Below are 14,511 nucleotides of genomic sequence, written 5' to 3'. Positions count from 1 at the left end.
AATACGGCGTGCCGTATGCCGCGATGCCGAGCAGTTGCCGCGCGCCTTCGGTGACGAGGCCGGCGCGTCTCACGATGCGCTCCTTCCCGGCGCGTCGTGCCCTAGGCTCACGAGGTAGGCGCAGAACATGTCGGCCATCGCGTTCGAATACGCCTTGATCTGCGCGTCGGTGCGCGGGCTTTCCGAGAAGCTCTTGCCCACCGCACTGAAGGTCGTGGTGATGAGCTCGCTGGCCAGCGCGCGCCTGGCCTTCGAGGCCTTGGGCAGCACTTCCCGCATGAAGGCCTGCATGGCGCGGGTGCCGGTGGCCCGCGCTTCCTGCGCTTCGGGCGCGTCGCGGTAGAGCGGCGCGGCGTCGCTGAGCGCGCCGCGCACCTCGGCCTCCTCGCACTCGGAACGCACGAAGGCGTGCACCAGCAGCCGCAGCCTTGCGAGCGGCGGCTTCGCGGTGTCCTCGAGGATGCCGCCCAGCATGTCGCTGGTGTGGCGCCATTCGTCGCTCTGCAGGCGAAACAGGATCGAGGCCTTGTTCGGAAAGTACTGGTAGACCGAGCCGACGCTCACGCCGGCTCGCTCCGCCACGCGCGTGGTGGTGAAGCGGTGCGCGCCTTCCTTCGCCAAAACCTGAACAGCGGCTTCGAGAATCGCCGCGACCAGGTCGTTCGACCGGGCCTGCTTGGGCTGTCTTCTAGAGGAGAACGGGGTGCTCTTTCGTTCGGTCATGGGTGGGGTTCGCAACGCGAATGGAAAACATGAAGGGTTCTTCATATTATTGCAGCCATGGCTCCCGCAGCCGCTTCGCTCTTCCAACCGTCCCGTTCATCCATCCCGAGGAATCTTCCATGACAACCCTGACCCAGGCCCCATTGGCGCCCCTGCTGGAGCGCCTGTTCGAAGAAGCCGCCGCCACGTCGCCGGCCATGAGCGCATCGTTCGCCGGCCTGTCCGGCGAAGAGCGCACGCGCCTGATGCGCAGCAAGACCGGCTACGCAGAGCTCTACGCACAGCTGAAGGATTTCGCGCTGCCGGTCTCGCGCGAGACCGGCGCCTTGCTCTACATGCTGGCGCGCAACGGCAACGCGCGCAGCATTGTCGAGTTCGGCACCTCGTTCGGCATCTCGACGCTGCATCTGGCCGCCGCACTGCGCGACAACGGTGGCGGCCGTCTTCTCACCACGGAGTTCGAGCCGTCGAAGGTGGCGCGGGCGCGCGCGAATCTCGAGGCAGGCGGACTCCACGACCTGGTGGAGATCCGCGTGGGCGATGCGCTGCAGACCCTGGCCGCCGACCTGCCCGAGCGCATCGACCTGTTGCTGCTCGACGGCGCGAAGGCGCTCTATCCCGAAGTGCTCGCGCTGGTCGAAAGCCGCCTGCGGCCGGGCGCGTTCATCGTGGCCGACAACGCAGACTACAGCCCCGAGTACCTCGCGCGCGTGCGTTCGCCTGCGGCCGGCTACCTGTCCACGCCGTTCGGCGACGACGTCGAACTGTCGATGCGGCTCGGCTGATGCCGCTTGCCCAGGAGAAACTGCAATGAACATATTCGTGACCGGCGCGACCGGTTGGGTCGGCTCGGCCGTGGTGCGCGAACTGATCGATGCGGGCCATCGCGTCGCGGGGCTCGCACGTTCCGATGACAAGGCGGCCGCGCTCGCCGCGGCGGGCGCACAGGTCGTGCGCGGCACGCTCGACGACCTCGGCACGCTGCACGGCGCAGCCGATGCCGCCGACGCGGTGATCCACACCGCCTTCGACCACGACTTCTCGAAGTTCGCCGAGAACGCGCAGCAGGACCGCCGCGCCATCGAGGCGCTGGGCAACGCGCTGCTGCACACGCAGCGGCCGCTGCTCGTGACCTCGGGGCTGGCGCGGCTCGCATCGGGCCGCGCCGCGACCGAGGCCGACATGCCCCCTGCGTCGTCGCTGCGGCAGTCGGAAGCCGCTGCACAGGCGATGGCCGCGCGCGGCGTGCGCGTGTCGACGGTGCGGCTCGCGCCTTCGGTGCACGGGCTCGGCGACCATGGCTTCGTTCCGATGCTGGTGCGCCTGGCGCGCGAGAAGGGCGTGTCCGCCTACCTCGGCGAAGGCCTGAACCGGTGGGCCGGCGTGCATCGGCAGGACGCCGCGCGCGTGTTCCGGCTCGCGGTCGAGCAGGGCGCCGGCGAGCCGGTGTTCCACGCGGTCGCCACCGAAGGCGTGCCGTTGCGCCACATCGCCGAAGTGATCGGCCGGCGCCTCGGCCTGCCGGTCGAGCCGCGCGACCGCGAGCATTTCGGATGGTTCGCCGATTTCGCGGGCGCCGACATGTTCGCCTCGAGCGCTCGCACCCGGGCCGTGCTGGGGTGGCGGCCGTCCTGCCCCGACCTCCTCACGGACATCGACCAGCCCGGCTACTACGGCGTGTAGCCGTGTAGCGCAATTCCCGCCGCGCCAGTCGCACTGGCCGTAAGCGTCTGACGTCAGGCAACGCACTCGACGATCCTCATCGATCGGGTGCGCTCGCCTGTGGCGCGCACCGGTCGATGGAGGCAACCGGAACTTCCCATGTCACATCCATCGACACCCTCTGCATCTTCGCCAGCTTCTGCGCCTGCTTCCGCGCCAACCTCCGGGCGCCACCCGGCGCAGGGCCGCCTGCTGCTCCTCGCGGCCGTCCTCTTCATTTCGTATCTCTGCGTCGGCATGTCCCTGCCCGTCGTGCCGGTCTTCGTGACGGGACGGCTCGGGCTCGGCAACGCCTGGGCGGGACTCGGCGTGGGCATCGCCTTCCTTGCCACCGTGGCCACGCGCGCGCATGCGGGCAACCTGTCGGACCGCCGCGGCGCCAAGCCCGCGGTGGCGCGCGGGCTGCTCTTCTACGTCGCCGGTGCGCTGGTCTCGCTGTTCGCGGGCCTTCCGTTTCTCGCGCCCTGGACGGGCTTCGCCGTGCTGCTCGCGGGCCGGCTGCTGATCGGCCTCGGCGAGAGCCTGGTCGCCGTCGGCGTGATCGGCTGGGGCATCGGCCTCGTCGGTCCCGCGCGCTCGGGCCATGTGCTGGCGCTGGTGGGCGCGGCCATCTACGGCGCGCTCGCCGTCGGAGGACCCATCGGCCTCGCATTGTTCGCCCGCTTCGGATTTGCCGGCACCATGGCCTTCGGCGCCGCGCTGCCCGCCCTCGGCCTGCTGGCGATCTGGCGCCTCGACGGCGTGCCCGTGCACGCGGGCGCGCAGCGTCCGTCGTTCTGGCGTGTGGTCGGCAGCATCGGATGGCATGGCGCGGTGGTCTGCCTGCAGGGCATCGGCTTCGCGGCGATCGGCGCGTTCTTCGCGCTGCATTTTCTCGATCGCGGCTGGGGCCACGCAGGACTCGGGCTGACGGCCTTCGGCAGCGGCTTCGTGCTGGTGCGCGTGCTCTTCGGCCACCTGCCGGACCGCGTGGGCGGGCTGCCCGTGGCCATCGGATCGCTGGTGGTCGAGACACTCGGACAGGCGCTGATCTGGCGCGCGGACGGGCCCGTGCTCGCATTGGCCGGCGCGTTCCTCACGGGCCTCGGCTGCTCGATGATCTTTCCAGCGATGGGCCGCGAGGTAGTGCGGCTCGTGCAGCCTCACCTGCGCGGCGCTGCGCTCGGCGGCTTCTCGGCCTTCCAGGACATCGCCTACGGCCTCACCGGGCCGCTCGCCGGCCTGCTGGCCGACCGGGCCGGATACGGCAATGTGTTCCTCGTCGGCACGGGGTCTGCGGGGCTGGGCTTGCTGGTTGCCCTGTTCCTTCGTCGTGCACAGCGCAGGGACGGCGCGGGCCGGTCCTGAAGGGGGCGGGCCGCGTCGCTGTGTCCGGTTCGGCGCCTCCTCGCGAGCACTTCAGGGCCGCCTGTGGCCGCGCGGCGCGCGTGCGAAGATTCCTTCCATTCGGCCGCGGCGCCGATGGCCGGCAGCGCTTCCCGATCACAGGCCAGCGCCATCACAAACAACCCTCCTGAATGCTCGACACCCTCATCGCCTACCGCCTCGACACGCCGGCCCCCGGCACGCTGCGCGTGCGCCTGCGGCATGTGCCGCTGACCGCGATCCTCGTCATCGCGTGCGTTGCGCTCATGGGCATTCCGCTGGGCTTCGCCTGCGACATGGCCTCGGGCCACGATCCTTTCGGCAACCTGAATGGACAGAACGGCATGGCGAAACTGCTGGGCCTGCTGGGCCTGCTGGGCCTGCTGGGCCTGCTGGCGCTGGCCATGGTGTGCATGGCCGGACCGGCGGGCCTGTGGTTCTGGCCGATTCGCGAGACGCTGGTGCTGTCGCGCAGCGACGCGCGCGGCTGGCGCATCACGCGCAACGTGTTCGGCCTGCGCCGCAGGGTTGCGGAGGAATTCGACGTCGATGGCATCCGGGGGTTGTGCCTGCGCGAAGTCACGCTCAACGGCCGCGCGCATCTGTTGCCGGTGATGATCGACCGCGACGGCGAACCGCACTGGCTCAACTTCGGTTCGGCTATCCTGCCTGCGGGCTCGGCGCGCGCCGACGGCTACCTGCGCGCGCTCGCCGGCTTCTTCGAAGACATCTGGCCGGAACCCGTGAAGGACGCGGACGAATGGACGCGGCTGCTGCAGGCGTTCAAGGAAGGCAAGCGCCCGCCGCGTGCCGGCGAGGTGCCGTATGCCGGCATGCCGCCGCTTCGCGCGCGCCGGCCGGCGCCGGCGGCGAAGGTCGCCGCAGACGTGAAGCCTGCCGGCGGGACGGACGGGCCGCTGCAGCTGTCGATGCCTGCGCGCGTCACCGTGGGCGTGGTCGGACTCTTCTTCGGGCTGCTGGCGCTCAACAACTTCATCGCGGTGCTGAGCGGACTGTTCACGGGCCGCCTCGCCAGCAGCGGCAGCCGTTTCTCGAGCGGCACCCACATCGTTCGCTTCGCCACCGAACCCACCTGGTTCGTGGTGAACGTGGGCATGGAGAGCTTCGGCGTGCTGTTCCTCGCGTTGCTGGCCTATGGCTGCGCGAAGGCCGCGATGCTGTCCCCCGCCTGGAAGCGCGATCGCGCGAGCGAACGCAGGAGCGCGTCCGCGGTGAGAGGCAAGGCGGCGCGAGGCAGGAAGTAGTCACGGCCCGGGTCGCGCGCAGCTTCTCGCGCGCAGCCGAAGCTGGGCGACGACACTCGCCAGCCGTGGTGCCTCGTGTCCGGCCTGGGTACGGGTTCGTGCAGAGCAGGATGGTGACGGTGATCGGCACCGCTGCCGTCGATCCGCTGGACGCCGTCTCCGTTCAACTCGACAACCTGGGCTTCGAGACGCAATCCTGGGCGTTCTCTCCGGTGCACGAGTCGCGCTGACATTCGGATTCGCTCGCCTGCACCGGCGGCGCATTCATACGGGCGGCCCCCGATGGCTTCCGCGGCCGGCCGGATGGGGCGCCGTCCGACGCGGACCCGCGGCGCTGCACCGTAGGGTGGAATCTCCAAATACCGGGAGATCAGGCCATGCAGAGAACCATGCGAAACCGTGTCGCCAATCCGCCGTGGTCGCCGTTGTACATGGCGCTTGGCGTCGCGGCGGTCCTGATGATGCACGGCTGCGCCGTGTCGCCGCCGACCATCAAGCCCGTGAAGCAGGTCGACCTGCAGCGCTTCATGGGCGACTGGTACGTCATCGGCAACATCCCCACGCGGCCGGAGCGCAACGCCTTCAACGCGGTGGAGTCGTACAGCCTGAAGCCCGACGGCACGATCGACACGCGCTTCCGCTACCGCGACGGCGGCTTCGACGGGCCGTTGAAGACGATGAACCCCACGGGCACGGTGGTGCCGGGCACCAGCAACGCGGTGTGGGGCATGCAGTTCATCTGGCCGGTGAAGGCCGAGTACGTCATCGTCGACATCGACCGCGACTACCAGCTGACGATCATCGGCCGCAGCGATCGCGACTACGCGTGGATCATGGCCCGCACGCCGAGCGTTCCGGAGCCGGTGTACCAGGCGGCCGTGACGCAACTGAAGACGCTGGGCTATGCGGTCGACAAGCTGCGCCGCGTGCCGCAGCAGTGGCCGGAGGATGCCGGCACGGCGGCGGGCCGCTAGCGCCTCGGCGGCGCGTGCGCCCTAGAGGTGCAGCGCAGCCAGTGCGCCGATCGCCAGACCCGCCACGGCCACGCCGTACATCGCACGCTCGAGCCACTTCCTGCGGGTGAGCAGGGCGATGGCGGCCAGCGCGATCGACACCTGCAGCACGGTGGTGGCCTGCGCCCAGCGGTGGTGCTGGTGCATCTGCTCGTCGGACTGCGCATCCCAGCGGCCGGACTCGTCCTCGAGCTTCTTCGCGGCGGCCTGGATCTCGGTCTTCTCCTGCTCGTAGCGCGCCACCTTCGCCTGCCATTGCTGGCGGCGGGCGTCATCGGTGGCCGTGTCGCGCGCGAACTCGGCGAGCGCCTGCTTGGTGCTCTTCGACTGGAAGTAATTCCACTGGTTCGACGCCTCGGTCTTCTTGATGGCGGCGTTGTTCTTGTAGATTCCGGCATTGGCCTGCGTGGCCCCTCCCATGTACGCGAAGATCGCGCCCACCGTCGCGATGGCGGCGGTGCACACGGCGATCTTGCCGGTCATGCTCATGCCGCCGCCTGGCGTGCCGGAGGCGCTGCCGTGGGCGTCGTGCGCGTCATGGCCATGGGCGCCGCCGCTGGCGGCATGTTCGAGTTCGTGGTCGTGCGGGCCGTGCACGTGGAAGCCGTGTCCTGACATGGGGTCCTTGGGTCGCTGGGAAGTTGGGTCGATCGGAAATTCCGGGGGCGCGCGAGTATGCCCGGTCTTCATGACCGGCCCGCCTGGGGATTTGCACCCGGTTGTCGCGACCCTGCAACGCCCGGCCGGCCCGGGCCGGTGCTCAGCCCGCGGGCCGCACGGTCAGGTAGAACGGCGTCAGCGTGCCGGCCACGGGCCGCAGCAGCTTCAGCAGCAGCGGGCGGCCGTAGCCTTCGCCGGCGAGGCGCTTCAGCAGGTCCGACAGCTGCGCGAGCGGCGTGCCGTCGCAGCCGACCAGGATGTCGCCGCTGCGCAGGCCGTCGCGTGCCGCCACCGAACCGGCGACCACCTCGACCACGCGCACGCCGGTGGCCACGGGCCAGTCGTTCTCGCGCACCCAGCGCCGGGGCAGGGCGACGGCGGCGCACTGGACGCCGAGCTTGCCGCGGCGCACCGCGCCGTGCCGCATCAGCTCGCCGGCCACCCAGCGCGCGGTGTCGATGGCCACCGCGAAGCTCAGGCCCTGCGCCGAAGGAATCACGGCCGTGTTCACGCCGATGACGTTGGCCGCGCTGTCCAGCAGCGGCCCGCCGGAGTTGCCGGGGTTGAGCGCCACGTCGGTCTGGATCACGTCCTCGATCATGCGGCCGCCGCGCGAGGGCAGGCTGCGGCCCAGCGCGCTCACGATGCCGGCGGTCACGGTGAAGTCGAAACCGAGCGGATTGCCCACGGCCACCGCGAGCTGGCCCGGCTGCAGCGCGGCCGAGCTGCCCAGCGGCAGGAAGGCGGCGGGATGCGACTCGATGCGCAGCACCGCGATGTCGGTCGACGCGTCCTGCCCCACGAGGCGGGCGACGCCTTCGGTGCCGTCGGCGAAGGCCGCGCGCAGTTCGCTCGCGCCTTCGACCACATGGGCGTTGGTCAGGGTGAAACCGTCGGGCGTGAACAGAAAGCCCGAGCCGCTGCCGTGCGTGTCGCGGGCGGGGCCGTTGCCGCGCTGGCCGGCCTTTCGCACCTTGATGTGCGCGACGGCCGCGCTGGCCGTGTGGGCCACCTGTGTGACGGTGGAGGAGTAGGAATCGAGGAGGAATTCGTCGCGCGCGCCCATGGAGCACCTTTCAGTCGCCGGATTCCTTCGAAATGGCGGCGGCGCGAAGGGTTTTCAAGCGGTCGGGGGTGGCGGCCCATCCGGCACCGGCTGGGCGCTGCCGGTGCGGAACGGCTGGCGCAGCCTGCGCAGCGTTGCGCGCACGCGCACCCGCCAGGCCGCGCCGCGGGCTTTCGGCGGCGCGAACCGGGGCGGCATCGTGGCAGCCAGCGCGGTGTACTGCGAGCCCAGCAGGCCCGAGCCGAACGGGTCCTGGTGCTGCTTCAGCGCATGCCCGATCTGCACCAGGCGCATCGACGCGCCGGGTTCCCGGCGCCGCAGCGCCTCCACTTCTTCCGCATACCTCTCGGTCAGGCGGGCCCACTTCGAGAAGTCATGTCCGAATGCCGAAGCTTCGCCGTTCATCCTGAACCTGTCCTTTCTTCCTTCACATTCGCGCCGTCGGGGCGCTTGATGTCTTATCGGAAGCTGTGGCCGGATGTTTAGTACGAAGCCCTTATTTTTCTGTTACCCCGGTGCGGTGGGCCTGTCGGGCGCTCAGATCTTGAGCGGCGGGAACGACTTGACGAGGTCGTCCAGCGCCTTCACCTGCGTCAGGAAGGGCTCCAGCTTGTCGAGCGGCAGGGCGCTCGGGCCGTCGCACTTGGCCTGCGCCGGATCGGGGTGCGCCTCGAGGAACAGGCCGGCCAGCCCCACCGCCATGCCGGCGCGCGCCAGGTCGGCCACCTGTTCGCGGCGGCCGCCAGAAGCGGCTGCGCCCGACTCGCGCTGCTGCAGCGCATGGGTCACGTCGAAGATCACCGGCAGGTCCTGCGTGATCTTCTTCATGACGCCGAAGCCCAGCATGTCGACCACGAGGTTGTCGTAGCCGAAGCAGGTGCCGCGGTCGCACAGGATGAGCCGGTCGTTGCCGGCTTCCTTGAACTTCTCGACGATGTTGAGCATCTGCGACGGGCTCAGGAACTGCGGCTTCTTGATGTTGATGACGCGGCCGGTCTTTGCCAGCGCCACCACCAGGTCGGTCTGGCGTGCGAGGAAGGCGGGCAGCTGGAGCACGTCGACCACCTCGGACACCGGCGCAGCCTGCGCGATCTCGTGCACGTCGGTGAGCACCGGAACGCCGAAGGCGTCCTTCACGGCCTGCAGGATCTTCAGGCCTTCGTCGAGCCCGGGGCCGCGGTACGAGTGGATGGACGAGCGGTTGGCCTTGTCGAAGCTGCCCTTGAACACATAGGGAATGCCGAGCTTCTGCGTGACGCGCACGTACTCTTCGGCGCTGCGCAGCGCGAGGTCGCGCGACTCCAGCACGTTGACGCCGCCGAACAGGACGAAGGGGCGGTCGTTGCCGGTGCTGACTTGGGTGGTGATGGTGACGATGGACACGGGGGTTCTCCAGCTGCTGGTTTGCCCCCTATTGTCTGCTCGCGCCCGCCCGTGCCGGCGCGTCCGGTTTCCGGGTCAGCCGTTCGACACCGCCGGGGCCGCCGCAGCCGCCGTGGGCGAATGCTGCAGGGCTGGCGGAAGCCGGTCGTCGAGCCAGTCCATGCGCCACGCCAGCACCGCCACGGCCAGCACCAGCACCGCCGCTGCGGCAAAGCCGGTTGCACCGTGCCGTTCGCGGTACGGATCGCGCGCGATGCGCCGCGCACCCGGCGGCACGTGGGCGGTCTGCGAGAGCATGCCGCCCAGCCGCACATTGACCTTCATGCGCCCGTTGACGGCCCAGCCGCTCGCGTCCAGCAGCGGTCCCAGGCTGCGCTGGCGCAGCTTGAGCCATGCGATCAGCATGCTCGGCCCTGAAATGGCGAGCACGATCCCCAGCAGCGCGACCGGAATCCACTGACCCAGGTCGATGAACTTGCCGAAGATCGCGACCAGCACCGCGCTGATGCTCCCCAGCGCTACGCCGATGGCCGCGACCGTGCCCACGTCGACCCGGCCCGCGGGGCGCGGCACCGCGGTGGGCACCTTCGCGGCATCCGCCGACGCGGCCTGGTCGGCCGTGGTGAGCCGCGTCGCCAGGCTCGTGAGGCCGGTCTGGCCCGCGGCTTCCTGCGCGGCGGCGCGCTTGGCCACCTGTTCCTCGATCACGCGGACGAATTTCTTGTACGGCGCGAAGAAGGCCTGCGCCACGCTCGTCGGGTTTTCGATGAGCTTGGTGATGGTGGCGTCCCAGTCGCGGCCCTGGCGGTCGTAGAACACGCCGTTGCGGCCGACGAACAGGAAGTCGACGTCGCCGGCCGTGAAGGCCGCGACGATGCTCATCTTCTGCCCCTGGCGCGTGCAGTCGCAGTAGGCCAGGCAGGTTTTCGCCAGACCGGCGAGCACCGCGTGCTTGGCCGTGTCCTGCACCTGCACGGTGAGTTCGCAGCTGCGCCCGTCGAGGTACAGCATGCCGGCCTGGAAGATGGCGCCTTCGCGCTGGTAGAAGGCCTTGAACGACACGAAGTTGTTCAGCAGCACCACCAGGTCGCGCCGCAGACGGATCAGCTTTTCGAGATCGACCAGCAGCTTGTTGTGTTCTTCCGCAGCCTCGTCGTCCGCGATGAGCGCGAGCAGCGGCTCGCGCGTGCGCAGCAGGGCATCGAGCCTGGCGAGCGGGAGTTCGGCGGCCCAGTTGGCCGGGCGCCTGGCCATCAGCGCGCGCAGCGGCGCGAGCCGTTGCTTGATGGCGGTCCAGTCGTCTTCCGACAGGTCGTCGCGCGCGCCCAGCAGCGGCGCCACCGTGCGCGCGGCGAACACCGCGATGGCCTCCGCCCATGCGGGGTTGAGGCTGGTGCCCTGCAGCGGCAGCACGCAGCGCGGCGTAACCGGGGCCAGCGGCAGGTCGGCGATCGGGTCGGCCTGCAGGTCGAGCGTACCGGCGCCGAGCTGGTCGTAGGCCTTGTACGAGGGATTGAGCGCGCTCACGGCCTGCCGGTCGAAAGCGGCGACGCGGCAGCGCGCGAAGAAGTCGTCGAGCTTGGCCTGCACCTTGTTGGCCGCATCGGCGGCGGCCAGCGTGGCGTCGCCCAGGGGCATCAGCGTGCGGTCGCCTTCGTCGGCCTGCGCGTGCCAGTCGCGCGCCACCTGCACCTCGCGGAAGTAGGCCTCGGTGCGCGCGCGGTCGATGCCCGGCGTGGCCTTGTGGCGGTCCGGCACGCTGCCGTGCACGCGCATCACGTCCTCGACGGTGGCGCGCACCGCATCGTCCTGCGCGGTGGCGGGCGTGACGATGCCGTCGCCGTTGAAGCGCATGGCGGCCAGCAGTTCGCCGCGGTCGGCGATGTCGGCCAGCGTGAGGGCCTCGGCGTCGGGCTTGCCCTGGATCTGCAGCAGGCGGCGCGCCTCGTCGCGCAGCCGCGCCCCGTCGGGCGTGTCGTCGGCGAGGTCGTCGAGCGTCAGCACGTCGCTGCCCTGCAGCAGCACGTCGGGGTTGCGCAGCCGCGCGCACACCCATTCGCAGGCGGCCACCACCTCGGGTGGCCGCACGCGTCCGTCGCGGTCGGCGTCGATCAGGTCGAGCGTGCGCGGGTCGAAGTCGATGCCGCGCGTCGGACAGGCGAGCGCGACCCAGAGCTTCTGGTCGAGTTCGCGGATGCGGGCGATGTCCTCGCCCGAGCGGAACACGACCTGGTCGGTGCCGCCCGCGCGAATGAACTGCCACTTGTGCGCGGCAGGGGAGGTGGCGTGCGTATCGGCGGCCGAGGCGGTGGGCGTCAGGGTCGTCGCTTGGGTCATCGTCGGCGGTCCTCCGCTCAGACCGCGACCTTCTTGTGTTCGCCGAGGTTCTTCGGCGGCTCGCCGGTGATGGCGGCCTTCGCCATCTTGTAGAGCTGCACCATCTTGCTGTCGTCGACGTCCCAGTATTCGGCGCCGACCACGGTCACTGCGAGCAGGCCGAGGTTGGGGTCGGTGGGGCCATTGGGAAACCAGGCCTGCGCCATCTTGGTGAAGAGCGCTTCCTTCTTCGCCTGGTCCTCGACCAGTGCGCCGCGGCCGGAGACCGACACGTAGCTGTCGTCGTCGGTGTTGGCATACGCGATGTTCACCACGGGGTCGGTGGCGACGTGGCGTGCGATGTCGCCGTCCTTCGGCACGAAGAAGTAGAGCGTGCCCACGTCGTCGCCGTCCTTGTTCTGCGTGGTCAGCGGATGGCTGTGCAATTGCCCGTCGTCATGGCGGTGCGTGAGCATGCCGTAGCGGGTGTCCTTGATGAGGTCCCAGAGCTTGCCTTGGTCGGTGGTGGTGGTCGTCATGTCGGAACTCCAGAAAGTGATGAGTGGAAGAGAAGAAGGGAAAAGATCGATTGCGATGGGATAAGAGGTTCCACCGTAAGCGCGCGGCACGGCGATCCATGAGGACACACGGCGCACAGCCGTGTGGTCCCACGCCGACACGGCATGCATCGCAGTCCGGACTTCGTAGGCGCTGTCCGTCCGGCGGAGGCGGCATTGCCCTTGCACCGCACGCACGCGGCATCGCTAGCTTGGGAATCGACGGTCGGCTCCGTCCCTCGTATCTCCTCCCTTTGCGAGGGCTTCGCTGCATGACTGCAACGAGGCTTGAACCCGGCTTGCCGCCGGGTTCTTTTTTGCGGCGGCCTTCATGAGGCCTTCAGCCGACGCTCAGCGAATCTTCAGCCGCGCTGCCGACACTGGACGCCCTGCAAGACTCTTCCGCCCAGCGGCCCCACTCGCTTGAAATCTCCGAAGTTCTCCAGCCGGCCGATGCAGCTCGCGCTGCTGTGCGCCGTTGCCGTGGTCGCCGCCGGGTGCGCCCACGATCACCATCACCGCAACCGGGACCGCGACCGCAACGGCGTTCCCGACCGCTACGAGCGAGGCCGCGACAGCGATGGCGACGGCGTGCCTGATCGCTTCGACCGCAGGCCGGACAACCCTCGGAAATACTGAGGGCGCATCACGCCACACGCCGGCATCGCGCCGGCGTCGCGCCGGCATCACGGCGCCTTCGGCTTCGACGAGGGCTCCCACGAATCCGGCGTGGTCGCCACCAGCGACTTGAAGTCCTTCCATGGCCGGGCGCCAGAGATGCTGCGCCCGCCGACGATCACGGCCTTCGCGAAGACCACCATGCGCTGGCGCAGGTAGTCGCGGTCGGATGCGGGCCAGGTCTCGATCGAATGCGGCCCGCGCGCCAGCACGATCTCCTTCACGCCGCGGATGCGGTTGTAGGCGGCGACGGTGCCCTCGAGCGTCTCGGCGCGGTCCCAGAGTCCTTTGCCGAAGAACGCGGCGGGCCAGCGGTCCATGCCCGCGAGGGTGGACGAGTTCGGATAGAACACGATGTGGTGGTCGGCCGCCATCCCGCCCAGGAACAGGTTGCGGTCGGCCAGGTCGGGCGAGTCGCCCACGTAGCCCGCGCCGCTCGCGAACGACGACAGCAGGATCGCGCCGCGGATGTTGCGCATGTTCTTCGGCGGCGTGCAGCTGGGCTCGGGCATGTCGAAGCTGCACTGGGCCACGTAGTTCCTGGTCATGGCCCAGGCGGTGGACATCGAGCCGCGCGAGTAGCCGCCGAGCACCAGCGGAATCTCTCCGGCCGGCATGCCCGCCAGCAGACGGCCGCGCGTGGCCTCGCCTTCGAGCAGCTCGCCCGTCGGCGTGAGGATGCGCAGGCCGCGCCCGCTTTCCAGCGCGGCGAGCGCGCGGAACACGTCCTCGCCTTGCTCCAGCGTGTTGGTGTCGCTGAAGCCGCCCGACAGCCCCTCGCCGCGGCGGTCGTAGGCCAGCACGTCGAAGCCTGCCTGGTTCAGCGCATGCAGGTTCTCGCGCCACCAGCGCTGCCCCATGGTCTCGGTGGTGGCGTTGGGGAAGCTGACGGGCACGGTCTTGCCCGTCTTCTCGTCGATTCGGTAGGACGCTTCGTCGGGATGCTGGATCGCGGTGAGCTGCCCCCCGCCGCCCGGCGCCATGATGGCCAGCGCGCGCACCTTCCTGCCCTTGCCGTCGTCCACGCCGGCGCCCTCGATGTACCAGCCGCGCAGCTTGATGTCGCCGGTCATCTTCAGGTCGATGCGCTCGAAGGTGTCGCGCGGCGCGGTGAACTCGACGATGTAGGTGCGCGCGTCGGCCTCGGCAATGCCTTCGCGGTACGGCGCCTTCGCGAAGAAGGCGGGCCGGCGGATCTGCTTCAGGTCGACCTGGCCGTCCGGGTCGATCCTGCCCGACGGATCGACCGTGCCGGTCGAGCGCGTGGCGCGCTCCTTGTTCGGCGGCAGCCAGCGCTGCATCTGCGCGTCGATGCGCTTGAAGCAGGCCGGGTCTTCCTTGCAGGCGCGCCAGCGGGCCTTCAGCCTGTCGTCGGTGAATTCGGCGATGTGGTAGTCGCCACCCGCATAGCCGGCGGGGGCGCGGTTGGCCGTCATGAGCACCGGCACGCAGACCTTGGCGCCGACGCCGGCCGACTTCTGCGGCAGCAGGTAGCCGCCCATCATGGCGTTGCGGTCGGTACCGACCCAGGCGGTGCAGTCGGTGGGCGGCACCACACTGGCAGCGGCCTGGCGCTGTGCTTCGCTGGCGCCGCTGCAGGCGGTGAGCGACAGCGCCGCGGCGATGACGGACGCGGCGGCGCGCCATGGGAACAGTGGGGCGAAGCGCGAAGTGGGGGAGGTCATCGTGCGGCGTGTCGGAGTCTCGAAGGCCTGATCTTCGCCGTTTCCCGGAGGCAGGATCGAGGCCGAAGCCTCGCCCGG

At 69.9% G+C, this 14,511-nt stretch carries 15 protein-coding genes; 7 read left to right on the top strand and 8 right to left on the bottom strand.

The annotated features are described in order from the left end of the window. Window positions 1–69: 69 nt before the first annotated feature. The gene (locus tag AACL56_RS19400; protein ID WP_425337028.1) at window positions 70–768 is read right to left on the bottom strand and encodes a TetR family transcriptional regulator; all 699 of its coding nucleotides are present in this window, start codon (window positions 766–768) and stop codon (window positions 70–72) included. A 74-nt stretch (window positions 769–842) separates the two neighbouring features. Here AACL56_RS19400 and AACL56_RS19395 point away from each other — a divergent pair, with 74 nt between their 5' ends. The 6 genes from AACL56_RS19395 to AACL56_RS19370 all read left to right on the top strand — a co-directional run bounded on the left by AACL56_RS19395 (window position 843) and on the right by AACL56_RS19370 (window position 6,049). Then, the gene (locus tag AACL56_RS19395; protein ID WP_339091442.1) at window positions 843–1,508 is read left to right on the top strand and encodes an O-methyltransferase; all 666 of its coding nucleotides are present in this window, start codon (window positions 843–845) and stop codon (window positions 1,506–1,508) included. Between the two features lie 25 nt (window positions 1,509–1,533). Next, a complete protein-coding gene (locus tag AACL56_RS19390) occupies window positions 1,534–2,406 on the top strand; it encodes an SDR family oxidoreductase (RefSeq protein WP_339091441.1) in 873 nt (290 codons plus the stop codon). A 138-nt stretch (window positions 2,407–2,544) separates the two neighbouring features. Further along, the gene (locus AACL56_RS19385; RefSeq protein ID WP_339091440.1) at window positions 2,545–3,792 is read left to right on the top strand and encodes an arabinose transporter; all 1,248 of its coding nucleotides are present in this window, start codon (window positions 2,545–2,547) and stop codon (window positions 3,790–3,792) included. A gap of 170 nt (window positions 3,793–3,962) precedes the next feature. After that, window positions 3,963–5,075, top strand: a complete 1,113-nt coding sequence (locus AACL56_RS19380) for a hypothetical protein (RefSeq protein ID WP_339091439.1) — start codon at window positions 3,963–3,965, stop codon at window positions 5,073–5,075. 98 nt (window positions 5,076–5,173) lie between these two features. Beyond that, a complete protein-coding gene (locus tag AACL56_RS19375) occupies window positions 5,174–5,305 on the top strand; it encodes a hypothetical protein (RefSeq protein ID WP_339091438.1) in 132 nt (43 codons plus the stop codon). Window positions 5,306–5,464: 159 nt separating this feature from the next. Further along, entirely contained in the window at window positions 5,465–6,049 is a 585-nt protein-coding gene (locus AACL56_RS19370; RefSeq protein WP_339091437.1) for a lipocalin family protein, read from the top strand. Between the two features lie 21 nt (window positions 6,050–6,070). Here AACL56_RS19370 and AACL56_RS19365 read toward each other — a convergent pair whose 3' ends face one another. The 6 genes from AACL56_RS19365 to AACL56_RS19340 form a co-directional block, all read right to left on the bottom strand. Further along, window positions 6,071–6,706 carry a DUF4337 domain-containing protein gene (locus AACL56_RS19365; RefSeq protein ID WP_339091436.1) on the bottom strand — a complete coding sequence of 212 codons (636 nt, stop codon included), beginning with the start codon at window positions 6,704–6,706 and terminating at the stop codon, window positions 6,071–6,073. A 142-nt stretch (window positions 6,707–6,848) separates the two neighbouring features. Continuing rightward, window positions 6,849–7,814 carry a S1C family serine protease gene (locus tag AACL56_RS19360; protein WP_339091435.1) on the bottom strand — a complete coding sequence of 322 codons (966 nt, stop codon included), beginning with the start codon at window positions 7,812–7,814 and terminating at the stop codon, window positions 6,849–6,851. 54 nt (window positions 7,815–7,868) lie between these two features. Further along, entirely contained in the window at window positions 7,869–8,219 is a 351-nt protein-coding gene (locus tag AACL56_RS19355; RefSeq protein WP_339091434.1) for a hypothetical protein, read from the bottom strand. Between the two features lie 132 nt (window positions 8,220–8,351). After that, window positions 8,352–9,197: a 3-deoxy-8-phosphooctulonate synthase gene (gene kdsA / locus AACL56_RS19350; RefSeq protein ID WP_339091433.1), complete on the bottom strand. Its 846-nt coding sequence runs from the start codon at window positions 9,195–9,197 to the stop codon at window positions 8,352–8,354. Window positions 9,198–9,272: 75 nt separating this feature from the next. Next, complete coding sequence (locus AACL56_RS19345; protein ID WP_339091432.1) at window positions 9,273–11,534, bottom strand: hypothetical protein; 2,262 nt, start codon at window positions 11,532–11,534, stop codon at window positions 9,273–9,275. Between the two features lie 17 nt (window positions 11,535–11,551). Continuing rightward, window positions 11,552–12,052: a pyridoxamine 5'-phosphate oxidase family protein gene (locus AACL56_RS19340; RefSeq protein ID WP_339091431.1), complete on the bottom strand. Its 501-nt coding sequence runs from the start codon at window positions 12,050–12,052 to the stop codon at window positions 11,552–11,554. Between the two features lie 471 nt (window positions 12,053–12,523). Between AACL56_RS19340 and AACL56_RS19335 the strand changes: the two genes are divergently transcribed. After that, entirely contained in the window at window positions 12,524–12,709 is a 186-nt protein-coding gene (locus tag AACL56_RS19335; protein ID WP_339091430.1) for a hypothetical protein, read from the top strand. Window positions 12,710–12,756: 47 nt separating this feature from the next. Here the strand turns inward: AACL56_RS19335 and AACL56_RS19330 are convergent, their stop codons facing one another. Beyond that, window positions 12,757–14,433: a hypothetical protein gene (locus AACL56_RS19330; protein ID WP_339091429.1), complete on the bottom strand. Its 1,677-nt coding sequence runs from the start codon at window positions 14,431–14,433 to the stop codon at window positions 12,757–12,759. Window positions 14,434–14,511: the final 78 nt, after the last annotated feature.

The organism is Variovorax paradoxus (assembly GCF_902712855.1).
GTDB lineage: Bacteria > Pseudomonadota > Gammaproteobacteria > Burkholderiales > Burkholderiaceae_C > Variovorax > Variovorax paradoxus_Q.
The sequence above is the reverse complement of the archived record's forward strand: the minus strand, read 5'-3'. Positions and strand labels throughout refer to the sequence as shown.